General features: G+C 49.1%; 22 protein-coding genes. 11 read left to right on the top strand and 11 right to left on the bottom strand.

Annotated elements, in window-relative coordinates:
- Window positions 1-49: 49 nt before the first annotated feature.
- Window positions 50-1237 carry an acyl-CoA dehydrogenase gene (locus AF_RS05020; protein WP_010878491.1) on the top strand — a complete coding sequence of 396 codons (1188 nt, stop codon included), beginning with the start codon at window positions 50-52 and terminating at the stop codon, window positions 1235-1237.
- A gap of 4 nt (window positions 1238-1241) precedes the next feature.
- Window positions 1242-2420 carry a CaiB/BaiF CoA transferase family protein gene (locus AF_RS05015; protein ID WP_048064314.1) on the top strand — a complete coding sequence of 393 codons (1179 nt, stop codon included), beginning with the start codon at window positions 1242-1244 and terminating at the stop codon, window positions 2418-2420.
- A gap of 18 nt (window positions 2421-2438) precedes the next feature.
- Here the strand turns inward: AF_RS05015 and AF_RS05010 are convergent, their stop codons facing one another.
- Window positions 2439-4370, bottom strand: coding sequence for a TRAP transporter permease (locus AF_RS05010; RefSeq protein ID WP_010878489.1), 1932 nt, complete (start codon window positions 4368-4370; stop codon window positions 2439-2441).
- Window positions 4371-4384: 14 nt separating this feature from the next.
- On the bottom strand, window positions 4385-5428 hold the full coding sequence (locus AF_RS05005) for a TAXI family TRAP transporter solute-binding subunit (protein ID WP_010878488.1): 1044 nt from the start codon (window positions 5426-5428) through the stop codon (window positions 4385-4387).
- A 109-nt stretch (window positions 5429-5537) separates the two neighbouring features.
- Between AF_RS05005 and AF_RS05000 the strand changes: the two genes are divergently transcribed.
- Genes AF_RS05000 through AF_RS04980 form a run of 5 tightly spaced genes read left to right on the top strand, consistent with a single transcriptional unit; the run spans window position 5538 to window position 8481 of the window.
- Window positions 5538-5930 (top strand): universal stress protein, encoded by a 393-nt coding sequence (locus AF_RS05000; protein ID WP_010878487.1) that lies wholly within the window; start codon window positions 5538-5540, stop codon window positions 5928-5930.
- 30 nt (window positions 5931-5960) lie between these two features.
- The gene (hisA, locus tag AF_RS04995) at window positions 5961-6677 is read left to right on the top strand and encodes a 1-(5-phosphoribosyl)-5-[(5-phosphoribosylamino)methylideneamino]imidazole-4-carboxamide isomerase (protein WP_010878486.1); all 717 of its coding nucleotides are present in this window, start codon (window positions 5961-5963) and stop codon (window positions 6675-6677) included.
- Complete coding sequence (locus tag AF_RS04990; RefSeq protein ID WP_010878485.1) at window positions 6664-7200, top strand: imidazoleglycerol-phosphate dehydratase; 537 nt, start codon at window positions 6664-6666, stop codon at window positions 7198-7200. Before hisA ends, AF_RS04990 begins: the two co-directional genes overlap by 14 nt.
- 8 nt (window positions 7201-7208) lie before the next feature.
- Window positions 7209-7862 carry an ABC transporter ATP-binding protein gene (locus tag AF_RS04985; RefSeq protein WP_010878484.1) on the top strand — a complete coding sequence of 218 codons (654 nt, stop codon included), beginning with the start codon at window positions 7209-7211 and terminating at the stop codon, window positions 7860-7862.
- Window positions 7849-8481, top strand: coding sequence for a heme exporter protein CcmB (locus AF_RS04980; RefSeq protein WP_048064313.1), 633 nt, complete (start codon window positions 7849-7851; stop codon window positions 8479-8481). The genes AF_RS04985 and AF_RS04980 overlap by 14 nt, the downstream gene beginning before the upstream one ends.
- 110 nt (window positions 8482-8591) lie before the next feature.
- Here the strand turns inward: AF_RS04980 and AF_RS04975 are convergent, their stop codons facing one another.
- On the bottom strand, window positions 8592-8792 hold the full coding sequence (locus tag AF_RS04975) for a PAS domain-containing protein (RefSeq protein ID WP_048064312.1): 201 nt from the start codon (window positions 8790-8792) through the stop codon (window positions 8592-8594).
- Window positions 8793-9021: 229 nt separating this feature from the next.
- On the opposite strand from AF_RS04975, the gene AF_RS04970 reads away from it, so the two are divergent.
- Genes AF_RS04970 through AF_RS04955 form a run of 4 tightly spaced genes read left to right on the top strand, consistent with a single transcriptional unit; the run spans window position 9022 to window position 12242 of the window.
- On the top strand, window positions 9022-9900 hold the full coding sequence (locus AF_RS04970) for a glycine betaine ABC transporter substrate-binding protein (protein ID WP_010878482.1): 879 nt from the start codon (window positions 9022-9024) through the stop codon (window positions 9898-9900).
- Window positions 9897-10982, top strand: a complete 1086-nt coding sequence (locus tag AF_RS04965) for a betaine/proline/choline family ABC transporter ATP-binding protein (RefSeq protein ID WP_010878481.1) — start codon at window positions 9897-9899, stop codon at window positions 10980-10982. The genes AF_RS04970 and AF_RS04965 overlap by 4 nt, the downstream gene beginning before the upstream one ends.
- Window positions 10979-11635: an ABC transporter permease gene (locus AF_RS04960; protein WP_010878480.1), complete on the top strand. Its 657-nt coding sequence runs from the start codon at window positions 10979-10981 to the stop codon at window positions 11633-11635. Before AF_RS04965 ends, AF_RS04960 begins: the two co-directional genes overlap by 4 nt.
- Window positions 11628-12242, top strand: a complete 615-nt coding sequence (locus AF_RS04955) for an ABC transporter permease (RefSeq protein WP_010878479.1) — start codon at window positions 11628-11630, stop codon at window positions 12240-12242. Before AF_RS04960 ends, AF_RS04955 begins: the two co-directional genes overlap by 8 nt.
- On the opposite strand, the gene AF_RS04950 is transcribed toward AF_RS04955, so the two are convergent.
- The 8 genes from AF_RS04950 to AF_RS04915 form a co-directional block, all read right to left on the bottom strand.
- Window positions 12239-12568 carry a P-II family nitrogen regulator gene (locus AF_RS04950; RefSeq protein WP_048064662.1) on the bottom strand — a complete coding sequence of 110 codons (330 nt, stop codon included), beginning with the start codon at window positions 12566-12568 and terminating at the stop codon, window positions 12239-12241. The two genes, AF_RS04955 and AF_RS04950, sit on opposite strands and share 4 nt — an antisense overlap.
- A gap of 10 nt (window positions 12569-12578) precedes the next feature.
- Window positions 12579-13754, bottom strand: coding sequence for an ammonium transporter (locus AF_RS04945; RefSeq protein WP_010878477.1), 1176 nt, complete (start codon window positions 13752-13754; stop codon window positions 12579-12581).
- A 173-nt stretch (window positions 13755-13927) separates the two neighbouring features.
- Entirely contained in the window at window positions 13928-15583 is a 1656-nt protein-coding gene (locus tag AF_RS04940; RefSeq protein WP_010878476.1) for an acyl-CoA synthetase, read from the bottom strand.
- A gap of 4 nt (window positions 15584-15587) precedes the next feature.
- The gene (locus AF_RS04935) at window positions 15588-17507 is read right to left on the bottom strand and encodes an AMP-binding protein (protein WP_048064661.1); all 1920 of its coding nucleotides are present in this window, start codon (window positions 17505-17507) and stop codon (window positions 15588-15590) included.
- A 23-nt stretch (window positions 17508-17530) separates the two neighbouring features.
- Complete coding sequence (locus tag AF_RS04930; protein WP_010878474.1) at window positions 17531-18883, bottom strand: CoA transferase; 1353 nt, start codon at window positions 18881-18883, stop codon at window positions 17531-17533.
- A gap of 9 nt (window positions 18884-18892) precedes the next feature.
- Window positions 18893-20194: a CoA transferase gene (locus tag AF_RS04925; RefSeq protein WP_244372812.1), complete on the bottom strand. Its 1302-nt coding sequence runs from the start codon at window positions 20192-20194 to the stop codon at window positions 18893-18895.
- 117 nt (window positions 20195-20311) lie between these two features.
- A complete protein-coding gene (locus AF_RS04920) occupies window positions 20312-20929 on the bottom strand; it encodes an exonuclease domain-containing protein (RefSeq protein WP_010878472.1) in 618 nt (205 codons plus the stop codon).
- Entirely contained in the window at window positions 20929-22731 is a 1803-nt protein-coding gene (locus AF_RS04915; RefSeq protein WP_010878471.1) for a CBS domain-containing protein, read from the bottom strand. The genes AF_RS04920 and AF_RS04915 overlap by 1 nt, the downstream gene beginning before the upstream one ends.
- Window positions 22732-22905: the final 174 nt, after the last annotated feature.

The raw sequence follows: 22905 nt of genomic DNA, 5'->3' as shown, positions 1-22905 counted from the left end.
TTTTAAACGCTCAAAAAAAGAATGTTAAATACAGAAAAAAGGTGGTAGCATGTTCAGAGGAGTGGACTTTTACAATGTTGACGAGCTTTTGAGCGACGAGGACAGGCTTGTAAGGCAGTCGGTGAGAGAGTTTCTGGAGAAGGAGGTTGTGCCGCTTGTTGCCGATGCCTGGCACGAGGAGAAGCCGTTAAACTTCCATGAGCTGGGGAAGAAGTTTGGGGAGCTTGGAATGCTCGGCACCTTCCTGCCAGAGGAGTATGGATGCCCCGGAATGACCTACACAACTTTTGGTGTAGTCTGTCAGGAGGTCGAGAGGGTTGACAGCGCTCTGAGAAGCTTTGTTGCCGTCACATCTGGCTTGGTAATGTATCCCATCTGGAGATACGGCAGTGAGGAGCAGAAGGGGGAATACCTGCCAAAACTTGCAAGGGGAGAAATTATCGGGGCTTTCGGCCTTACAGAGCCGAATCACGGCAGCGACCCGGGCAGCATGGAGGCAACTGCAAGGAGAGATGGGGATGAGTGGGTGCTGAATGGCACCAAGACCTGGATCAGCGAGGCTGATGTGGCTGACATAGCTGTTGTCTGGGCGAGGGATGTTGAAGATGGAAAGATAAAGGGCTTTATTGTAGAGAGAGGCACGAAGGGATTCCAGCAGACGGCAATAACAAAGAAAGCCTCGATGAGGGCTGGAAGTGTGGGCGAGCTTGGCCTTGTCAACTGCAGAGTGCCCGAGGAGAACAGGTTGCCTGAGGCAAGAGGGCTGGGGGCACCGCTCAGCTGCCTGAATCAGGCGAGGTTTGGAATCTCATGGGGGGCGATAGGAGCAGCAATGGACTGCTACGAGACTGCGTTAAACTACACGAAGGAGAGGAAGCAGTTTGGAGCTCCTTTAGCATCTTACCAGCTTGTGCAGGAGAAGCTGGTTAACATGCTCATTGAGATAACCAAGGGGCAGCTTCTCGCGTGGAGGCTGGCAAAGCTGATGGATGAGGGGAAGGCTACAACCGAGCAGATTTCAATGGCCAAGAAGAACAATGTTAGAGTGGCTCGCTACTGTGCAAGAACTGCGAGAGAATTGCTTGGGGCCAATGGCATAAGCCTTGACTACTCGCCGATAAGGCACATGGCCAACATTGAGTCCGTCTATACTTACGAGGGCACGGATGACATCCACACGCTGATTTTGGGCAGGGCTATAACAGGATATCAGGCCTTCAGAAGGGAGCTAAGGTGATATTTTGGCCTTCCAGCCCTTCAACAACCTGCTCATTCTCGAACTGGGGCAGGCTGTAGCAGGGCCCTACATCGGAACTCTGCTGGCTGATCTGGGGGCTGAGGTAATTCACATTGAAAGGCCGGGAGTTGGGGATCTGGCTAGGCACTGGATCCCCATAAGGGCTGACCTGAGCTTTTACTTTGGTGTTGTCAACAGAAACAAAAAGTCAATGACGCTCGATTTGAAACAGGAGAAGGGCAGGGAGATTTTTTTCAGGCTTGCAGAGAAGGCTGATGTCATAATCGAGAACTTTGTTCCGGGAGTTGTGAAGAAGCTCGGTGTTGACTATGAGGCTGTAAAAAAAGTAAAGCCGGACATCATCTATTGCCACGTTTCGGGCTTTGGGCAGGACGGGCCTTACAGAGACCGCCCGGCCTTTGACCAGCTCATTCAGGGCGAGGCGGGGATAATCAGCTACACAGGAACAAGAGAAACGCCGTGCAAGATTAACGTTCCCATCACTGATTTGCTGGCTTCAATGTACGGTGCCTATGCTGTTCTCGCAGCACTGCTGAGAAGAGAAAAGACGGGGGAGGGAATGGAGATTGACATCTCCCTGTTTGATTGTGCCGTCACAATGATGCTCAATCTGATGAACATGGCCATTGTCGAGGGAATGAAGGATGAAGAGCTTAGAATGGGGACAAAGTACTTCCTCGCCACACCCTACGAGCCTTATCCGGCTGGAGACGGAAAGCTGGTCAACGTTGTTGTTGCAACCGAGTGGCACTGGAAGGAGTTCTGCAAGGCTGTGGGGCTGGAGGAGCTGCTTGACGACCCAAGGTTTGCAACAAACCAGCAGAGGCTGAAGCACAGGGAGCAGCTTGAGAGAATCATCATAGAGAAGTTCAGGGAGAAGCCGAGGGACGACTGGATAGAGATACTGCTCAAAGCTGGAGTGCCATGCGGGGCTGTGAACACAATACAGGAAGTTATAGAGCACCCGCAGACAAAGCACCGCAAAACTGTGGTTGAGGTGGATTACCCTGAACTTGGAAAAATCAAGCTCTTCAACAACCCTGTGAAGTTCTCAGGCTTTGAGGTTGAGGTGAGAAGGCCGCCAAAGCTTGGGGAGCACACTGAAGAGATTTTGAAGTCTATTGGGCTTTCAGAGGAGGAAATAGCAGATTTGAGGGCTTAAAAGTAATTTAAAATATTTTTATTCCTCCATCATGGATATTTTCTTGGTCTGTCTGAAACCCAGGAAAACCACAACAACAGAAATCAGTGCAAGCATTGGAGCCAATGCCTTAACCGGCCCATAAAGTATCACCAATCCAAGCGCTATTATCCCAAATCTCGCTGAGTAGTCCAAAGCCCTTCTTCTGCTGACTTTGCCAAAGCTTCCTACAGTTATTGTTAAACAGGCGATGAGTACAATGGCGAAGGCCTTGAGCATCTCCAATCCGGGCTGAACAACGAGCTCCGGCCACGTCAGAACGGCGAATATCAGCAGGTATATTGGCAGAATCCACTTCTGGGTGTAGAATGCTGTCTTTACAAAGGGAGTTTCGGCAATTCTTGAGGTTACAGCAGCTATCAGCGCTACCGGGGGTGTGAACTCGGATATTGCCGCAGCGAGGAACACGAAGAAGTGCGCAACCCACTTGTCCACATCGAAGGAGATGAAGGGAGTTACAACGAGCACGGAGGCTATGATGTAAACTGCCGATGGTGGAAGGCCGAATCCCAGAAAGTAGGCGAGCATGAAGCTGAGGGCGACGAGAATGATCAGACTTTCCTCTCCGAGGTCGAGAAGAAGCATGCTGATTTTAATCAACCACCCGCTAACGGTGAAGAGGTTTATTATAATTCCGAGTACAGCCAGAAGTAGCAGTATATCGACTACTACTGCAGGATAACCCTCTATTGCACCCCTTAATCCTTTAAGCAGCTCTTTCAAACCCTTCTTTAAGTCTTTCGCTGTTAAAACTCTGATCACCGATGCTGCGATCAGGAAAAGCATCGATGTGAAGAGCGCTGCCCTGACTTCCGGCCACCAGAAAACTCCCATCAAAACAATGAGAAGGATGAGGCTGAGGAAAAATATTACGGCATAAACCTTGTCCGTTATCTCAACCCTGCCAAGCTGCGAAAGCACGTCGTCAATTTTTATCCTGCCCGGCTTCACGTACTGAATGGTGAGGAGGTAGACCGTGAGTATTATGGAGAAGTAGTAAATGAAAGCCAGAACGAATCCCCTGATTACAACCTCGAAGTAACTTACACCCAGAAACTCAGCCATGAGAAAGGCTGCTATGGCCATAACTGGTGGCATTATAAGCCCACCGAGAGCAGCAGCGCCCTCAGTTGCTGCTGCATATAGAGCAGGAAATCCAGCCCTGCGCATTGCCGGAATTGTGAACTGCCCTACCAGAGCTGAATCTGCCGCTCCTGATCCCGTACACATCGCAACGCTCATTGAACCTATCACGGCTGATTGAGGAATCAGCGCGGGCCTTTTGCTCAGGGCGTTTATTATCGTCCTGATCAGGGCTTTGTCTATTTCGAAGCCCTTTGCAATTCCCATGAGAAGAAGGAAGGCACCTATTATTCCCACACCGGCCTGAGCGTAGGTGCCGAACATTCCGAGCTTAATTTCGATTGTGGATGAAGTGATTACCCTTTCGAGGCTTATTCTCGAAGTTTTCAGAATTCCGGGGAACAAGTCCCCGTACATGCAGTAAATGATAAGAAATATTATCAGAAAGAATAAAACCTTGTGCTCCCTCCTCGCGTATTCAACAACAAACAGGAATAGGAAAACACCAACAAGCTTATCGGTTAGCGTGAAAGAACCAACTCTCGTGTAAATCAAGTCGAGATAGTTCATGGGGAGGTAAACGGCCGAAAAAACGCATATGGCTATGAAGAAAAACCCAACCGCATACTGAAATTTACCAAGCTTCGGATAAAGACTGCCATCCTTCAGCTTTTCAAGTGTGTAGATTATATACGCCACCGGCACCAAGGCGAGAACCCAGAACATCGTTCCCATTGTGCCAGTGGTGTAGTAGTAAATGGCGCAGGAAAAGTAAATGAGAGACGCGATAAAAATTAGGTAGGAAAAAAATTTGGAAGAGTTAACCATTCAGCCACCTCCGATCACTTGGCTATGTACTGATCCCACTCGCTGTTCCACAACCCCTTTTCCTTCAAATACTTCGCCAGACCAGGATGAATGGGCATAACGCTTGGGTCAGCAGACTTTATTCCTCCAACCTGGAACTCCGCAACGTTCTTGGCGAGAGGTTCAAGTCCTGGGTCAACCTGAGCGAGTTTGTCTGAATTCTTCTCCAGAGCCTTTAACAGATTGTAAACCGCATCTTCAGGTGTATTCAGGCTTGTGTGGAATCCGAAGTAGAACGGAACCGCATCTGCAGTCCCCTCAATGCCCCACTTGCTCACATCAATCTCTTTGACCCCGTACTTGGCCATGATTTTCTGCTTCTCCTCGTCGCTCATTTTGATTACAACAAGCTTGTCCTTGCAGGCTATGGTCAGCTCCTGCCCCCATGTGGGCAGAGAGACTCCGGCTGTGGTGTAAAGACCTGTTGCCACAATCGTTCCCTCTTCGAGGGCCTTGCAGACGAACTTTGAGTCAACCTCTGTGTGCTGCGGCTCCACTCCGAGAACGGCGAAGGCTCTTCTGAGGTTCAGATGGTTCATGTATCCCGCAGGGGTGAGGTAAACTGACTTTCCATCAAGGTCACTCCAGCTCCTGATATTCTCAGCGTTCTCCTTTGTTGTGACGAGGAAAGTCTCCATGGTGTAAGCCCAGAATGTCTGAACGGGCTTTTGTTCACACACGAATCCCTCAAAAGACCCGGTTGACTCATAAAGGTTCTTGGCTGCCAGGTCAGCAATATAGGCACTCTCAGCTTCACCGTTGCAGAATCCTTTAATAGCTGCAGTTGTTGAGGAATAGGGTTTAACAGAAAACTCGTAGCCTGGGACGTCATCCTTCACCGCATCGAAAATTCCAGTTACTACTCTGTAAGCGTAGCAGGACGGGTCACAGGTAGCCCAGCTCCACGGCTTAACCTCTACCTTAGGGGTTGTTGCTCCCTCAGGCTTCTCCTCTGCAGCACAGCCGGCTAAAAAAACTCCAATCACGATTAGGCAAAGCACCACCGCCAACCTCTTCATAGATTAATGAAGATTGATTTATCAATAAAAAGTTTTTCAAAATAGTTATTGAAACCATCAATCCCTACCTCCGGACAAAGCTATTTATAAGTGATTTATTATCAGTTTTATGGCAATTGTTGTCGCTGTGGACCACTCAGACAGAACACCAAGGGTCGTGGATTTTGCCATTGAGGAGGCGAAATTGAGGGGAGAGAAGCTTCTCTTCGTTCACTCCCTCTACGGTGGGGATAAAACGAGTGCAAAGGAGATTGAAGCAGGCGAGAGGTTGCTGGACTACGTCGTAAGTCTTGCTGAGAACAGGGGTGTTGAGGCCGAGAAGCATCTGCTCGTGAGGGGCAAGGAGCCGGAAGAGGACATAGTGGAGTTTGCTGATGAAGTTGAAGCCTCGATGATTGTGATAGGAGTGAGAAAAAGGAGGCCTGCTGGTAAATTGCTCTTCGGCAGTGTTGCTCAGCAGGTTATACTGCACGCAAAGCAGCCTGTTGTCTGCATCAAATAATTTTTTAACCTTTTCTTCCCACTCCTTAAGATGTTTCGAGTTATTCCCGCCATAGACCTCAAGGATGGGAAGGTTGTAAGGTTGAGGCAGGGTAAAGAGGATGAGGTAACCTTTGAGGCTACCAACCCCATTGAAGTTGCAAAGCAATGGGTTGAGATAGGAGCGAAGGTTTTGCACGTCATTGATTTGAGCGGCGCCTTTCAGGGAAGGCTGAGGCACGAGGAGATTATCGCTGAGATTGCGAAAATGGCAGAGGTGCAGGTTGGTGGGGGAATAAGGGATTTCAGAGTTGCTGAGAGACTTTTTGAGCTTGGTGTGGACAGGGTTATTTTCGGGACGATTGCTGTAGAGAGGGTTGAGGAGCTCAGAGAGTTCGCCAAGAAATGGAAGGGGAGGGTCATGGTTGCCATAGACTCGAAGAAGGGCAGAGTTGCTGTGAAGGGCTGGAAGGAGGTGGTGGAGCTTACACCCGTGCAGCTTGCAGAGCTCTATGATGACCTCGACGTTTCATTCCTCTACACCAACATCGATGTTGAGGGGCTGGTTTCCGGAATAGAGAGGGAAAGAATTGAGGAAGTTGTGAAAAGCCTCAGAAATCCGGTTTACGTCGCGGGAGGGATTAGCAGCATAGAGGACATCAGATTCGCAAAGAGGGTTGGGGCTGCAGGAGTTGTGATTGGCTCGGCTTTGTACACTAAAAAGCTTAAATTTGAGGAAGCAATAAAGGTGGAGTATGAAAAAGTTTAGCAGGAAAACGGAGGAGACAGAGGTGGAAGTCGTTCTTGGAGAAGAGCTGAAAGTTGATACTGGCATCGCTTTTCTCGACCACATGCTGAAAACGCTTTCAAGGCACTCCGGGATAAAGCTGAGAGTGAAGGCAAAGGGAGACCTTGAGCACCACGTTATAGAGGATGTTGCCATCGCGCTCGGAAAGGCTCTTGCCGGGGTGGATAAAAAGGGTTTGGAGAGGTTTGGAGATGCCATCGTTCCAATGGATGATGCTGTAGCAATCTGCGGTCTCGACTTCAGCGGGAGAGGCGTGCTTGTGGTGGAGGGGACTTTTGGGGATGGTGAGATGAGGGAAGAGGACTTTCTCCACTTCCTCGACACCCTCTGCAGAAATGCTGGCTTGAACGTTTACCTTAGCGTTAAGGGGAGCAATTCCCACCACAAAATGGAGGCTGCGGTTAAGGCAGTTGCTATATCGCTGAAAAAAGCTTTGACAAAAAATGGAAATGATTACAGAAGCGCGAAGGGAGTTCTGGACTGAGATGCAGTATGATAGAGGTTAGAAATCTCTCGAAGCGATTCGGAAGGAAACTCGTCTTAAAGAACCTCAATTTCGAAGTTGACGCTGGAAGGGTAGCTGTACTTGGACAAAACGGTGCGGGAAAGTCAACTCTGGTTAAAATGGTTGCAGGAATACTAAGGCCAACCGAGGGTGAGGTAAAGGTTTTCGGAAAGGACCCTTCTGCCTCTCCGGATGTGAGGGAGAGGATTGGCATTGCCACTCACAATCCAATGCTCTACGGAGAGCTTACGGTTAGGGAAAATTTAGAATTCTACGCGGGAATATACAACAGTAAACCCAAACTGGAAGAGTTAGCTCGGAAATTCGACTTTTTGGAGTATCTTGACACTAAGGTCAGTGAGCTTTCCAGGGGTTACTTGCAGAGGGTTTCAATGGCTAAAGCCCTAATAAACGACCCGGATTTGCTTATTCTCGACGAGGTGACGTCTGGACTTGATGCGACAGTAAGAAAAAAAGTTCTCGAAATTGTAGGTACTTTCCAAGGGACACTGCTCTTTACAACTCACAATCTTAACGAGGCCAAAGTTTGCGAGGCCTTCATCGTTTTGCGGGATGGACAGCTCGTTTACAATGGAGGTAGCTTTGAAAGAGCTTTGGAGGCCATTAATGAGGTTGCTTGAGCTTGCAAAGAAGGACTTAAGGCTTGAGCTTAAGGCCAAGTCGAACATCAGTTTGATGCTCCTTTTCAGCCTAACAGCGGCATTTCTTTTCAGCGCAGCAATTCCGAAGCCGGGTGAGCTGTTTTCACCTCTCCTCCTCATCATTTTCTTCCTTACCGGAATGCTTGGCTACTCCACCTCCTTTTTAAAAGAGTACGATTCTGGGACGATTGAAGGTCTTAAAGCCTCTCCGCTAACGCCTCAGGAGATAATTGGTGGGAAGGTAGTTTTCAACCTCTGCCTCATGCTTTCCGTTCAGGCATTAATTTTTCCCATCTGTTACGCCCTCTTCGACGTCGAAGGCAACTTTATCTCCGCGTTTGCAGCATTTGCTGTCTGCAACGCTGCTTTGTCCGTCTCAATCACATCCCTCTCCCCCCTCCTTTCCCACTCCAGAGCAAGGGAGATGCTTCTGCCAGTTGTGCTTTTCCCTGTCATCTTCCCGCTGATAAGCTCCACCGTTGTAATCGTTGATAATGCTTTAACAGGATATCTTGACTTCTTCAGAATCCTTTTCGTTGTTGCTTATGACGGAATCATTGCAACACTCTCGATGATTACCGCTGACAGGGTAATTTGAGTTGTAGAGTGAATTGAGGGATTTTCACTCAGGACATTTTAGTTTTAATTCAAAAATCGTTCCTTGTGGTTCGTTATCCCTTATTGTAATTTTACCCCCATATCTGTCCATTAATAGCTTATTTGAGCTGCGATTATTCTGCAGAAGGTTGGTGATGATGTCAGACCATGCATAACCTCGTAACACTTCTTTCCAACAACATCTCCAAAAATTTCTTTTGCTTTCCTATTCTCGTATGTTATCTCAAAATCGGGAGTTATTAGGAAGGTAATGAGGTTTAAGTTGTCCAGAATGTTGTATAATTGCTCCATAAGTGGGGTTTTTCTTCATCTTTTAAAATTTTGCTCTCTAATTGAAAGCGCATCCCATAATATCTTTGTACCCCCAACAAGATTGCCACGTGAGAAAGCTAACAAACATGCGGAAATCTTTCAGGTGACAAGGAAAATGTAATTGTAAAATTTGAGATATCACGCTAGAGTCCGAACCTCAAAAAGCTTTTATAAGGGATTTATCATTTAAATTGAAAGAGGTGGTAAGGTGAGGTGGAAGTTGCTTTTTGCCCTTCTGGCAGCTTTGTTGCTTGCAGCCTGCTCCCAATCATCTGAGAGGGTGGTTATAGGTTCAAAGCCCTTCAACGAGCAGTACATTCTTGCGAACATGATTGCAATCCTCCTAGAGGAGAACGGATACAAGGCAGAGGTGAAGGAGGGGCTTGGAGGGACTTTGGTTAACTACGAGGCTCTCAAGAGGAACGACATTCAGCTTTATGTTGAGTATACGGGCACCGCCTACAACGTAATCCTGAGAAAGCAGCCCCCTGAGCTTTGGGACCAGCAGTACATTTTTGATGAGGTGAAGAAGGGTCTTCTTGAGGCCGATGGGGTGGTTGTTGCCGCCAAGCTCGGATTCAGGGATGACTACGCCCTCGCCGTTAGAGCGGACTGGGCGGAGGAGAATGGTGTGGAGAAGATTTCAGACCTCGCTGAGTTTGCAGACCAGCTTGTATTTGGCAGTGACCCCGAATTTGCCAGCAGGCCTGACGGCTTGCCGCAGATAAAGAAGGTTTACGGCTTCGAGTTCAAGGAGGTAAAGCAGATGGAGCCCACGCTAATGTATGAGGCAATAAAGAACAAACAGGTTGACGTAATACCGGCATACACAACCGATTCGAGAGTTGACCTCTTCAATCTGAAGATTCTGGAGGATGATAAAGGAGCTTTACCTCCTTACGATGCGATAATAATCGTCAATGGCAACACTGCCAAGGACGAGAAGCTGATTTCAGTGCTAAAGCTTCTGGAGGACAGAATTGACACCGACACAATGAGGGCCCTGAATTATCAGTATGACGTGGAAAAGAAGGATGCGAGAGAGATTGCGATGAGCTTTCTGAAGGAGCAGGGACTCGTTAAATGATTTTCAAAAGAATCGAGGACGTTGTGCTGGAAAACGTAAGCAAGAGATACGGAAACTTTTTTGCGGTGAGGGAGCTGAACCTCACCGTTGAAGGTGGAGAGTTGCTTGCTCTCATCGGGCCGAGTGGTTCGGGGAAAACCACAACGCTCAGGATGATTAACAGGCTTGTTGAGCCTGATGAGGGCAGAGTGCTGATAAACGGGCAGGACATAAGCGAAATCGATGCGGTAAGGTTGAGAAGAAACATTGGTTATGTGATACAGCAGATTGGCCTCTTCCCCCACATGAAGGTGTGGGAGAATATCGGCTTGATTCCAAAGCTTGAGGGCTGGGAGGAGGAGAAGATTAGGCAGAGAGTAGATGAGCTCCTCAAACTCGTTGATTTGCCCATAGAATTTGCGGAGCGGTATCCATGGCAGCTGAGCGGGGGGCAGCAGCAGAGAGTTGGTCTGGCGAGGGCTCTTGCCCTCAACCCGCCTTTACTGCTTATGGACGAGCCTTTCGGCGCTCTCGATCCAATTTTGAGGAAGCAGCTTCAGGAGGAGTTTGCGAGGATAAAGGAGGAGCTTGGAAAAACAATCGTTTTTGTTACTCATGATGTTGAAGAGGCCTTCAGGCTTGGGGACAGAATTGCAATAATGAATGAGGGAAGGCTCGTGCAGGTTGGAGAGCCGGAAGAGCTCATCATCAATCCTGCAAACGAATTTGTAGAGGACATAACTGGAGCGAGAAGGAAGTTCCGGCACCTTGACACTCTGAAGGTTAAGGATTTCATGATTTCCGCCGAAAAGTATCTTATTCAGAACATGGAGGTTGCCGAGGCTCTGAAGGAGTTCAGGAAAAGGGGAGTGGAGGTGGGATTCCTCGATTCGGGGAGAGCGGTTTTTCTGAAGGACATTGCTGGCAGAGAGGGGAAAATCTCGGAATACGCAAGGGAGGTTAAATCCTTTGCCCCTTCAGACTCTTTGGTTTCAGCGCTGCTTGAGCTGAGGGAGAGCGGTGAGTTCGTGGGTGTGGTTGAGGAAAAGGGAGAGGTGGCAGGAGTTCTGCTCTCAAACGAGATTTTGATGAGGCTGATATGACCGACGGCAGCTTTTTAACCACCCTTATTGAAATCTGGGAGCTTCACAGGCTTACGGAGAGAACTCTCGAACACCTCTACATGTTTTCAGTCTCCCTCGCAGTGTCAGTCATTGTGGGAGTGCTCCTCGGCGTTTTGATTTACAGGCACCGCAAGATTGAGAGCCTCACCTTCAACGCTCTGAATGTCATCGAAACGATTCCCACTCTTGCTCTGCTGGTCCTCCTACTCCCAATTCTCGGTTTGGGAATGGTTCCAACAATTGCAGCATGTATACTCTACTCCATTCTCCCCATAGCAAGGAACACTTACACAGGCCTTGTTACAGTCAGCGAGGAGTACATCGAGATTGCGAGGGCAATAGGGATGTCTGAGAGGGAAATTCTGCTGAAGGTGAGATTCCCCTTGGCTCTTCCCCTAATCATGGGAGGAATCAGGATTGCGGTGGTTTTCACGATGGGTGTGGTTACTCTGGGAGGGTTAATTGCTGCAGGTGGGCTTGGAGCACCACTTCAGACGGGGATTCATCTCTACGACAAGCTCCTCATACTCGTTGCGGGTTTATGGGTTGGGATTCTTGCTGTATTGCTCGACGCCTTTGCCGGGGCTGTTGAGAGAGTTTTGAGCAGAAAATTCAGGGGAGAGTATGATTGAGCTGCTGAAGGTTCTCGCTGCCACCTACGAGCACCTCCTTCTAACCTATGGGGCGCTGGCCGTAAGCATAGCCCTTGCCATCCCCCTCGCCATCGCCTCGGTTTACAGCAGGAAGCTTGCATCGGTTATTATGGCCTTCGCCAACGTCGTTCAGGCAGTTCCGAGCTTTGCCGTTGTTGCGCTTGTCGTCCCCTTCCTCGGAATAGGCTTCACTCCAGCCGTTTTCGCCATCGTTCTGAGAGCTCTTTTACCGATAGTCAGAAACACCTACGTTGGGATGATGAGCGTTGATGAGGCTACCATTGATGCTGCGAGGGGCATAGGCCTCACTGACTTCCAAATCATCCGCTACATCCGCCTCCCCAACGCCTACGCCCCGATGTTTGCGGGGATAAAGTTTGCAGGGATTCTTGCCAACAGCATAGCCATTCTAACTGCTATTATTGGTAGTGGGGGGCTCGGAAGGCTTGTGTTTGAGGGCTTGGCGAGCTTCAACACCGAGAAGGTTATAGCCGGAGCGCTGCCTGCAATCCTTATAGCCGTCTTTATCGACGTAAGCTTTACAAAAATAGAAGGAAGATTCGGCTCAGATAATTCTTCTCGTTAAACTTCCTCCTCACCCGTCCTTATCTTGACTGACTTCTCCACTGGAATAACGAATATCCTCCCATCACCGAACTTCCCAGTTCTTGCCGAACTCACTATCGCCTCCACAACCTCATCAACAGCATCGTCGCTCACCACAACCTCCACCTTCGTCTTCTGGAGCAAATCAACCTCCACCTCTCTTCCCCTGAACTGAAGCCTTATACCCTTCTGCTCCCCCCTGCCCTTCACCTCTGTAACGGTCATTCCGACAAACCCTCTCTCTTCCAAAGCTTTCTTAACGCACTCAAGCTTCTCGGGCCTTATTACAGCGACAACCATCTTCATCTCCACCACCTCACGTGTAGGCAACCTCCTCATGCTGCGACAGGTCGAGACCGACGTACTCCTCCTGCGAGCTAACCCTCAGCCCCACAGCGGCATCAACAGCCTTTGCCAGTATCAGCGTCACGAGGAAGGCGTAGGCTGTTGTGGATGCAACCGCAATCAGTTGTGAAACTAGCAGTTGCGGATTTCCGAACAGTAGGCCTGCATATCCGTTAACCTCCGGATTTGCAAGAATGCCAACTGCAACACTTCCCCATAAACCGCCTATTCCGTGAATCGCCCAAGCATCAAGGCTCTCGTCTATCTTCTTCTTTATTCTGAAGTCCATAGCAAGGTAGCATACTATTCCAGCCACAAGACCTATGACAATCGCTCCCTTTACATCCACAAAGCCTGCTGCGGGGGTTATGGCGGCAAGCCCAGCAATTGCACCGCTCACTATCCCAAGACTCCCCGGCTTTCCCTTAATCCATCCAATTACCATCCAGACAAACCCTGCTACTGCTGCTGAGGTGTTTGTGACCACCACGGCGTTGATGGCCACATCGTTTGCAGCCAATGCACTTCCGCCGTTGAATCCGAACCACCCAAACCAAAGCAGGGCAGCGCCAATGAGCGTCAGCGGAATGCTGTGTGGCTCTATCGAGTACTCCTCGAATCCCGCCCTCTTACCTATCGTCATCGCGACTGCAAGTGCAGCAAATCCCGAGCTTATGTGAACAACCATACCTCCAGCAAAGTCGAGGGCGCCGAGCTTTGCCAGCCACCCCCCACCCCAAAGCCAGTGTGCGAAGGGGGCGTAAACGAACGTAAGCCACAGAGCGCTGAGGAGAATGAACGATGAAACTTTTGCTCTCTCAGCAATTGCGGAGGTGAGGATTGCAATTGTGACAGCGGCGAACATCATCTGGTACATCATGAACAGCAAATCCTCCCCCTTAACTCCGCTTAGCAGTGCATAATTCAGCCCTCCAATGATTCCAGAGATGTCATTTCCGAAGCTCACCGAGTAGCCGTAGAATATCCACAGCAAAACCGTGATTATGAGTGATATGAAGCTCAGCGCAATCATGTTAACTGCATTCTTTCTCCTTACCATTCCTGCGTAAAAGAACCCCACTCCCGGCACCATCAGCATTACAAGGGCCGTGGATGCGAGTATCCATGCGACATTTCCGTCACTCATGTACTCAGGATTTCATGCCAGATTTAAAAGTTTTTTGCATGAATTAGAGAATTTACTGAAGAATTTTTAAGAAAATTTGTAGAAATTGAAGATTTCTCAAGAACGCGGCCAATTTAGAAAATGTTAAAATCGACATCAAAAAATAAAAAATATTCTTTTTAAAAAAAGAAAAATCAGCTACTCTGCTTCAACAGCCTTCTCAGCAGCTTTCCTGTGGGTGTTCTTGGCAGAGGTTTATCCGTAAACTCAATTATCCTCGGTAGCTTGTACTTGGCGATGTGCTTTTCAAGGAAGGCTAAAATGTCCTCCTTGAGCTTCTCGTCTGGAGTATAACCCTCCTTGAGCCTTATTATGGCCTTCACTACCTGTCCCCTGATTCCCTCTGGGTCAGGAACGCCTATGACAGCACACTCGGCAACTGCCGGATGGGTGTTGAGGGGTTGCTCTATTTCATCTGGCCCGATTCTGTAGCCGCTGGACTTGATTAGGTCGTCATCTCTGGAAACGAAGTATATGTAGCCGTTTTCATCTTTCCTGACGAAGTCTCCGAGCACGTTCCAGCCGTTCTTCACACTCTTCGCCTGCTTCTCGCTCAGGTCTCTCGATGGGTGATTCCAGTATCTTATTCCGGTCGGACCTTTGATGTATAAGCTCCCCACTTCATCTGCCCCGCACTCCTTTCCAGTTTCAGGGTCAACTATCTTAGCAATATAGCCCGGCACTGGAAAACCTATGCTTCCAGCAACGGGCTTGGGAGCGCAGGCGTTGGCGATACAGATGTGCAGCATCTCTGTAGCACCCAGAGACTCGTAGATGTCCATTCCGAAGACCTCCTTCCACCTCTTTGCCGTCTCAGCACCCAAAGCTTCTCCACCGCCCGTGAAGAGCCTCAGACTGCTGATGTCGTACTTGTTCATGTACTCCTCCAGCTTGGGGTCGGCGAGAATCATTCTGTAGGATGTTGGAAGTGAGGAAAAGACTGTGATGCCGTGCTCCTCCACGTACTTGAAGAAGTTCTCAACGCTGAATCTCGGCCAGATGCTCGCTGCAGCACCGTGGAAGTAGGGAATTAGGCAGCCGTTGCCGTAGCCCATCGCAAAGCTTACCGGAGCGGGCCCTCCAACAACGTCATCTGGTGTGAGCTTCCAGACGTGCTTGCCCACGAGGTAGACTGATGATATCACATTCTCAACGAAGTGCACACAGCCCTTTGGCAAGCCTGTTGTGCCAGAGGTGTAGAGAATCAGTGCTGGGGTTCCGATTTTGAGCAGTATTGGGTCAAACTTCGCACTCTCAGCCGTAACCTCCGAGAAGGGGATGAAGCCCTCCTTCTCCCCATCCATCACAACCATGGCCTTTGCAGTCTTGATCTCATCCTTGACCTCATTCACCGCCGGGAATACTCTCTCGTCACCGCTGACAAACAAGGCCTTAATTTCAGCGTTGTTCGAGACGAATGACACCTCCTTGCCCGCCCACATTGGGTTTAGAGGCACAGGAATGGCTCCTGCCTTCATTATGCCGAAGTTCACTGCAATTGCTTCCGGCATGTTCCTCGTTCTGAAACCGACTCTATCATACGGTTGGACGCCTATCCCAACAAGGAAGTTGGCAATCTTGTTGCTCAGCCTGTAGAGGTCTCTGTAAGTTACTCTCCTGTCCTCAAAGTAAACAGCCACCTTTCTGCCTCGCCCTTCCCTGATATTTCGGTCAAGCAACTCTTCAGCCAGATTCAGCTCCTTCCTCTCTCCAATATACTCCTGCACCTCGACAGGAATTATTATCTCGGGCCAAGTCTCCTTTGGAACGATATATCTCTCAATCTCCATAAACTCACCCCAAAACCTCCTTTATCTTCTCCAGCGAGTCCGGATTTTCCAGAGCTGAGGTGTCGCCAAGCTCCTGCTTGGCAACAACAGCCTTTATCAGCCTCCTCATAATCTTCCCGCTCCTCGTTCTCGGCAGATCGGGGACAAACACAACCCTGTCCGGCTTGAAGGGCTTTCCGAACTCCTTCACAATTTTGTCAACGATTTCCTTCTCCAGCTCCTCACTCGGCTCATAGCCGGGCTTTAGAGTCACAAAAACCCAAACAACCTCTCCCTTAAGCTCATGCGGAACTCCAATGCATGCGGACTCCTGGACAGCAGGAATGGAGTTCACGATGGTCTCAATCTCTGCAGGTCCCATTCTCTTTCCTGCAACCTTTATGACGTCATCGGCCCTGCCGAAGAGGAACCAGAAACCATCCTCGTCAACATAAGCCCAGTCTCCGTGGTACCAGACTCCCTTCCACCTGCTCCAGTAGGTCTTGATGTACCTCTCAGGGTCTTTCCAGAAGCCTCTTGTCATTGATGGGGCTGGCTTCTTGCAAACCAGATATCCAATCTGCTGCCTCACAGAGTTTCCAGCGTCATCAAACACATCCACGTCCATCCCCAATCCGGGATAGCCCAAGGTTGTCGGCTTGAGGGGCATTGCGGGAGAGGGAAGCAAAAAGCAGCCGAAGATCTCGGTTCCTCCTGAGAGGTTTATGATCGGGCACCTCTCCTCGCCAACGACCTTCAGCAGCCACATCCACGTGTCGTGGTCTATCGGCTCTCCGGTGTTGCCCGTAGCCTTTAAACTGCTCAGGTCGTGCTGCTTTACCGCCTCATCTCCGTATCTCTTCAGCAATCTGTAAACCGTCGCTGAACCACCAAGCTGCGTAATTTCAAACTCCTCAATCATCGCCCATATCCTGTCGGTGTTGGGATAGTCGGGGGCTCCCTCAAAGAGAACGTGAGTCCCGCCGAGATGCTGGCAGCCAATAATCTGCCAAGGCCCCATCATCCAGCCAATGTCGGTGATCCAAAGAAAAACGTCTTCAGGCTTCAAATCCATGTTGAAGAAAATCTCCTTGCTGCTCTGCAAAATCACTCCCGCATGGGATAAAACAACCCCTTTCGGCTTTCCGGTTGTGCCTGAGGTGTAGAGCAGCAAAGCAGCATCGTTGGGGTCCATCTCAACCGTCTCACACCTGCTGCTCTCCTTAACCTCATCCCAGTAAACGTCCCTATCCTCCTTCATCTCAACTTCGGTGTCCGCCCTGTTCACCACAACAACCTTCTCAACCTTCGTCCCCTCAAGGGCCTTGTCGAGTTCGGGCTTGAGTGGCACAGCCCTCCCTCTTCTGTAGCTTGCATCTGCTGTAACAACAACCTTCGCATCTGAATCAGCAAGCCTCGTCTGAATGGCTGCAGAGCTATAGCCCGAGAATATCGGCATCGCAATGGCGCCAATCTTCATGGCAGCAAAGAGAGTAACGACAGTTTCAGGAAACATTGGGAGGTAGAGGGCCACAACGTCCCCCTTCCCAACTCCAAAGGCCTTGAGGGCGTTGGCGAGCCTGTTCACTTCCCTGTAAAGCTCGAGGTAGGTGTATCTCCTCACTTCTCCATCCTCTCCCTGCCAGATGAACGCTAACTTGTTCCTCTTCTTTCTGTGCCTGTCCAAGGCGTTGTAAGCGGCGTTTACTCTGCCGTTCACGAACCAGTCAGTCCACTCTATGCCCTTCGACATGTCGTAGACCTTCTCGTAGGGCTTGAACCACTCCACATTGAGCCACTCAACAGCCTTGCTCCACCACCACTCTATGTCGTCAGTGGACTTCTCAACCATCTGCTTGTAGTCGGAAAAGCCCTCAGCATCCATGAAGGCCTTGACGTTGGACTCCTCAACCAATTCTTTTGGCGGATGCCAGATAAAGCCCATTTTTCTCACCTCAAAAAATAAAATTAAACAATTCCTTTCTCCTTTAGCTCCTCAAGCTTCTTACCCGAAATACCCAGATACTTCCCATAAATGTACTCGTTATCAGCCCCAATCGGCCTGCAGACCCACTTAACTCTTCCCGGAGTTTTGGACATGAACCTCAGCGTTGAGTTGGGGACAAGCACCTCACCGTAGTGCGGGTCCTTCATTTTTACGAACATCCTCTTGACCTTGAAGTGCTCAATGTCCAGAACCTCCTTTGGAGCGTTTAATCTGCCAGTAACAACCGTCCCCTTCTTGTCGGGCCTTCTTGAGTACTCAGTCACAATTTCAAGAAGCTCCGCAGCAGTGTAGTTCATTGTGAACTTCTCAATCTCATGCTGAATCTTGGGCTGGTTCTCTGGAGTCAGCCTTTCCTTGATTGTGGGGAACTGCTGCTGCAGATCGGGGCGGTTCATTATCTCGCAGAGGGCAGCCCAGTTTGGATCAGTGAAGCCCGACATGAAGGCGTAGCCGTCCTTGCATCTCACGTAGGTGTAGGGGAAGACAGCGTAGTCGAAATTGCCAGCCCTTACCATCTTGTTCTTGGTGAGGTGGAAGTACTGCATCAGGTAGTTGGAGATTGCCATCATCCCCTCTGGCGGGGCGGCATCAATCATCTGCCCCTTTCCCGTCTTTCTCTTGTAGAACATCGCCAAAAGAATTCCAAAAGCCGCCCACGTACCGCCAACATACCACCCCATCCAGTTTCCGTGTTTGAGAGGTTTCTTGTACTCCTGTGGAACTTCAGGGTCAAGCTCTGGCTCGCCTGTCACCGACATTACAACTCCCCTAGCCTGATCAGTCATGTCATAGTCGGGCTGATTTGAATGCTTCTTCGCATCCTCTCCGAACTGGCCGTAGGTGTTTACAGCACAGTAAATCAGTCCGGGATTGATTTCTTTCAGATGCCTGTAGCCAATGCCCAGAGAATCCATGTATCCCGGCTTGAAGGATTCAATAAGAACATCGGCCTTCTTGACAAGCCTCTTAAGGAGTTCTCTGCCCTCTTCCTTTTCAATGTTGAGCGTAACGTGAAACTTGTTTCTTCCCTCAGTCAGATAAGCCAAACCTGCATCCTTGACCATTATGCCGTAAGGCGTCATTTTTCTGGCAATGTCTCCTTCAGGCGGCTCGATCCTGATAACCTCCGCCCCAAGCTCAGCAAGCAGAGACGATGCAAACAGCCCGGCGTAGTTCCCGTAGCTCATATCAAGGACGACCATGTCGTCTATTGCCTCGGGCTTTCTCATCACGTCGTCGGGATTGGTTTCGTTGTAGATGAATCTGGCATACTGGGGGTCGAGGGCCATTCCAACAATCGCCTTCTCCTCCATTCTATCACCTCACGGGAACTTCAACCCCTTCTTTCCGTCCCAGTCCGGCGGAGGGCACTGCGGCTTCACGTCTGGATTCCACCTGTAGATGACGCCCTCCTCGTAAAGCTGCTCGATTTCATCCATGCTCAGGCCGAGGTACTTTGTCAGTACAAACTCATTGTCAAAGCCCAATGGCCTCGCACCCCACTTCAGCCTTGAAGGCGTTTCCATCCTTGGCGGGTAGCAAGGTTCAACAAATTCCCCATACAGTGGGTCGTCGTAGGCCATAATTGCCCCCCTCTCCCTCAGATGCTCGCTGTAGTAGGCCTCGTCAACCTCAATAACATGTGAGGCTGCAAAGCCGTATTTGTCTGCAAGCTCCTCAACATCCTTAACCGTCTTGGTTTTTGCCCACTCAGCAATTTCCTTCAGAATCAGCCTCGCATTCTCATCCTTCAGCCTCTCAAGCGGGTCGGCAAACTTCTCGTAGAGATCCATTCTCCCCATAGCCTGGCACAGGCCTTTGAACTCCTCTTCGCTGAAAGCAACGATTGCAACCCATCCATCCTTGCAGTCGAATAGGTCAGAGGGGCAGATTGCCAGATCCCTGTTCCCCACTCTCTCCCTGTTCTCTCCTGTCATATCCACGTAGGTCCAAGTCCAGTCCAGAAATCTGATGACGTTCTCAACCTGAGAATAGTCGATGTACTGCCCTTCTCCTGTCCTCTCCCTGTAGTTCAGGGCTGCAACGATAGCAACTGCACACATCAGAGCAGTTGTCCAGTCAGCAATCCACACACCCGACTTGAGCGGGCCTCTCCCCTCAAAGCCAGTAATGTAAGCCAAGCCACCCTCGCTCTGAGCAATCGCATCGTAGGAAGTTCTTCCAGTGTATGGTCCCCAGCTTCCGAAACCAGAGACGTGAAGCTGTATAATCCTCGGATTAATCTCTCTCAGCCTGTCGTAGCTAATACCCCACTTTGAAAGCCTTCCGGGAGTGAGGTTGTCCACGACCACATCGCTCCGCTTCACGAACTCGTAGAAGAGCTCTCTCGCCTTAGGGTGGCCGAGGTGCATGCCAACCCAGTACTTGTTGTGGTTCTGCTCCAGCAGTCCCGGAGAGAGGTTTCTCCAGAAGTAGGCGTACGGAGTGACGTAGCGCATCTGGTCTCCCCTGCGGGCTTCGAACTTTATCACCTCTGCCCCAAACTCAGCCAGATAGTCTGTTGCTGCAGGTCCGAGAACGACGCTGCAAACCTCAAGAACCCTAACGCCCTTGAGGGGCTCATCCCTGTCAAAGAGGTCTTCAGCACCGAGCAATTTTTTCATATAATCCATATACTCCTCCACACTACTCAATACAATCCCTCCATGCAGTATTAATAATTTGGTAATTTTCAAATGTATAAGTTTTTCGATTTCAAACTTTAAAAAATTGTAGAAATATTAGAAAATGTGATACTGGCGGTCTCTCTCAACTCTCTTTATAAGATCAAACAGCATATCGATAGTTTTTATTCCGTACTTCAGAATTTTAAGAAGCTGAACCTGAAAAATCTGGGCCGTTATGAAGGCATCGGCGAGGGCGTTGTGCCTGTAGCTTACCTCAACCCTGTATTTCTTTGCCAAATTGTCCAGAGTCATTTCCCCTACCGGTCTCTCTCCGAGAATGTAGCAGACCGCCTTTTCGAAGTCTATAACATCTATCCTCTTGTTCTCCACTTTGTAGCCCTCTCTCTTTAAAGCTCTCTTTAGGAAGCCATAGTCGAGTTCTATCGCGTAACCCACCAGCACCTTTCCCCTTAAGAGGTCCGCAACTTCTTCAGCAATCTCTGAGAAGTCGTGTGCCGTCTTCAGTCTTGCGGGGTCGAGGCCGTGGAACTTCATCGACTCATGCTTGAATTTTTCCGGTCTGAGAAGCCTGTAGTAGCTTTCTCCGGCCAAAATTCTTGTTCCGATTATTGGGACTGCTCCTATTGCGATGATTTCATCTTTTTTCTGGTTTAAGCCTGTGGTTTCCAGGTCTATCGACAGAAACTGTACTTTCCTTAAACTGCCCTCCATTAAAGACCCCTCTCAATGCTGTAATGCCCCTTTAAAAAGTTCTGGAACTTTTTGATAACCTTGAAGCCCTCTTTAAGGACGAAGGCCTCGATTCTGTCGATCTCAGACACTTTGATGACGTTATCAGCTTTTTTGCCCTCAACAACCTCTTTCGCCTGGAGTCTAAGCCTTAAATCCTGGAGAAACTCGTAAGTTTCCTTAAGGGACTCGGCAAGGTCTGCGTCCATTACATGAGCCTCCTTAAGCTCTTCCAGCCTTTCCCTCGTGTTAGTTACTTCGATTAATCCGTGCTCTAAAGCAAGAACCCTCACACCGTTTACAATAGGGTATATTCCGTTCATCTTTAGGTCAATTTCCTTCTTCATTCTTAACCCAAAAAGCCCAAGGGGAGGTTCCGCTATCGTGGCATCGTAGGCGAGGTATCGTAGGGATTGAGAAGTGTGCTCCCTCTTGATGTGCTCAATCAACTCTTTGCAGAGTTTTTCGTCTCCGTAGATGACCCTCAGGTCGAGAAATACTGAGAGGAATCTGAGGTTGTCTGGTGTCAGCTTGATAAACCACTCTGAAAAAACGCTTTTCCACTCTTCAACGCTCTTGCACCAGTTCATCGCCATGTACCCTCCCCTGCATTTCGGAATTCCAACGTAATCGAGAGCGTTGTTGACACTCTCCGCAAATTGGCTGAGCCCCTCTCCGTCACCCTCATGAACGATTGCGTTGTCCTGGTCGGTTGCAATTACCTGCTCCTTCCTGGCTGAGCTTCCCATGTGCACCCATGCGAAAGAGGGCAGCTTTCCCCACTCCCTCTCAAATCTCTCCTTTTCCATCTCAATCACCTTTACAACCAGATAGTCGTAGATTTCCGTCAGTATGTTGGAAAGGTCGTAGAAGTGCATACCTCGCATTACAAGGGAAGAAATCGATTTTGTCAAATTCTTAAACGTGTTTTTTATTTCTTCGAGGCTCTTGGCCTTTTTCAGTTTTCTGTACAGCACGATGAGGGAGGTTGTTGGCTCAAAGAGTGTTAAGATGTCGTTGGCCGTTATTACGCCCCTCACCTTTCCGTTCTCTGTGACAACAAGGTGATTTATGCCCCTCTTCAGTAGCTCGAGATGGGCCTCGAACACCGGTGTTGAGTAGTCAACAGCAACTACTGGAGAAGTCATGTACGCGGAAACTTTTTCCTGGTGGCTTTTTCCGTAGATAATGAAGGTTCTAAAGTCCTTGCTCGTTAGTATTCCGAGGGGTTTGAGATTGTCATCCACCACCACAATCGAACCGACTCCGTTAAGCTCCATCTTAATTGCAGCGTCTCTGATTGACGTGTATGGACTGCAGACAACCGGTTTTTTTGAAATAAGCTCTCCAACTCTTGTCAGAAATAACCTGTCAGTAATTTCTTCCTCCCTGAAGAGGTCAGGAATTCTGCTAAACCTTTTCTCCTCAAAAGATTTGAAAAAGTCTGAGAAAAGCTTGTTTTTTTCCATGATGTCCATGAAGACGTCTTTCTTGATGAGGTAGCAAATCGTGTCCTCCTCAGCTACAGCAACCCTCTGCGGGTTATGCGTAAGGCCAAATATTTCTCCCCTTGAGAACCGGTCAATTAGCTCTCCATTTTCATATACTCCGACAACGCCAGAGTAAACGAAGTAAACGTAATTGCTGTTCTCCCCGCGCTTTATTATCTCCTCGCCCTCCTCGTAAGCCTCCACTTCCAGCTCGCCAACTATTTTCTCAAGCTCTTCCTCTTTCAGTAGATTGAAGGGTTTTATTTTTCTCAAAAACTCTTTAGGCGGCAGCATTTTTTATAATTAACAAATCTGGCAATATAAAGCTTTTGCAGATACACTCATTTTAAATATCAATCAACATTAGTTGTGTTCATAAATGAAAAAATTTAAATATGTTGGATTTATCACAAACAATAGAGAAGGTAGGTGAGAAAATGCCTTGGCCGCCGAAAGTGTTTTGGGTAG

This window comes from Archaeoglobus fulgidus DSM 4304 (assembly GCF_000008665.1).
Lineage (GTDB): Archaea > Halobacteriota > Archaeoglobi > Archaeoglobales > Archaeoglobaceae > Archaeoglobus > Archaeoglobus fulgidus.
Note: the sequence above shows the minus strand (reverse complement) of the source record. Positions and strands in the feature narration are given on the sequence as shown.

Coding starts and splice junctions, on each gene's coding strand:
- AF_RS04985 (WP_010878484.1), top strand. CDS start 7,209: ATGATAGAGGTTAGAAATCTCTCGAAGCGATTCGGAAGGAAACTCGTC.
- AF_RS04925 (WP_244372812.1), bottom strand. CDS start 20,194: ATGAAAAAATTGCTCGGTGCTGAAGACCTCTTTGACAGGGATGAGCCC.
- AF_RS05010 (WP_010878489.1), bottom strand. CDS start 4,370: ATGGTTAACTCTTCCAAATTTTTTTCCTACCTAATTTTTATCGCGTCT.
- AF_RS04990 (WP_010878485.1), top strand. CDS start 6,664: ATGAAAAAGTTTAGCAGGAAAACGGAGGAGACAGAGGTGGAAGTCGTT.
- AF_RS04945 (WP_010878477.1), bottom strand. CDS start 13,754: ATGAGTGACGGAAATGTCGCATGGATACTCGCATCCACGGCCCTTGTA.
- AF_RS05005 (WP_010878488.1), bottom strand. CDS start 5,428: ATGAAGAGGTTGGCGGTGGTGCTTTGCCTAATCGTGATTGGAGTTTTT.
- AF_RS04940 (WP_010878476.1), bottom strand. CDS start 15,583: ATGGAGATTGAGAGATATATCGTTCCAAAGGAGACTTGGCCCGAGATA.
- AF_RS04965 (WP_010878481.1), top strand. CDS start 9,897: ATGATTTTCAAAAGAATCGAGGACGTTGTGCTGGAAAACGTAAGCAAG.
- AF_RS04935 (WP_048064661.1), bottom strand. CDS start 17,507: ATGGGCTTTATCTGGCATCCGCCAAAAGAATTGGTTGAGGAGTCCAAC.
- AF_RS04980 (WP_048064313.1), top strand. CDS start 7,849: ATGAGGTTGCTTGAGCTTGCAAAGAAGGACTTAAGGCTTGAGCTTAAG.
- AF_RS04975 (WP_048064312.1), bottom strand. CDS start 8,792: ATGGAGCAATTATACAACATTCTGGACAACTTAAACCTCATTACCTTC.
- AF_RS04950 (WP_048064662.1), bottom strand. CDS start 12,568: ATGAAGATGGTTGTCGCTGTAATAAGGCCCGAGAAGCTTGAGTGCGTT.
- hisA (WP_010878486.1), top strand. CDS start 5,961: ATGTTTCGAGTTATTCCCGCCATAGACCTCAAGGATGGGAAGGTTGTA.
- AF_RS04955 (WP_010878479.1), top strand. CDS start 11,628: ATGATTGAGCTGCTGAAGGTTCTCGCTGCCACCTACGAGCACCTCCTT.
- AF_RS04920 (WP_010878472.1), bottom strand. CDS start 20,929: ATGGAGGGCAGTTTAAGGAAAGTACAGTTTCTGTCGATAGACCTGGAA.
- AF_RS05020 (WP_010878491.1), top strand. CDS start 50: ATGTTCAGAGGAGTGGACTTTTACAATGTTGACGAGCTTTTGAGCGAC.
- AF_RS04960 (WP_010878480.1), top strand. CDS start 10,979: ATGACCGACGGCAGCTTTTTAACCACCCTTATTGAAATCTGGGAGCTT.
- AF_RS04915 (WP_010878471.1), bottom strand. CDS start 22,731: ATGCTGCCGCCTAAAGAGTTTTTGAGAAAAATAAAACCCTTCAATCTA.
- AF_RS05000 (WP_010878487.1), top strand. CDS start 5,538: ATGGCAATTGTTGTCGCTGTGGACCACTCAGACAGAACACCAAGGGTC.
- AF_RS04930 (WP_010878474.1), bottom strand. CDS start 18,883: ATGGAGGAGAAGGCGATTGTTGGAATGGCCCTCGACCCCCAGTATGCC.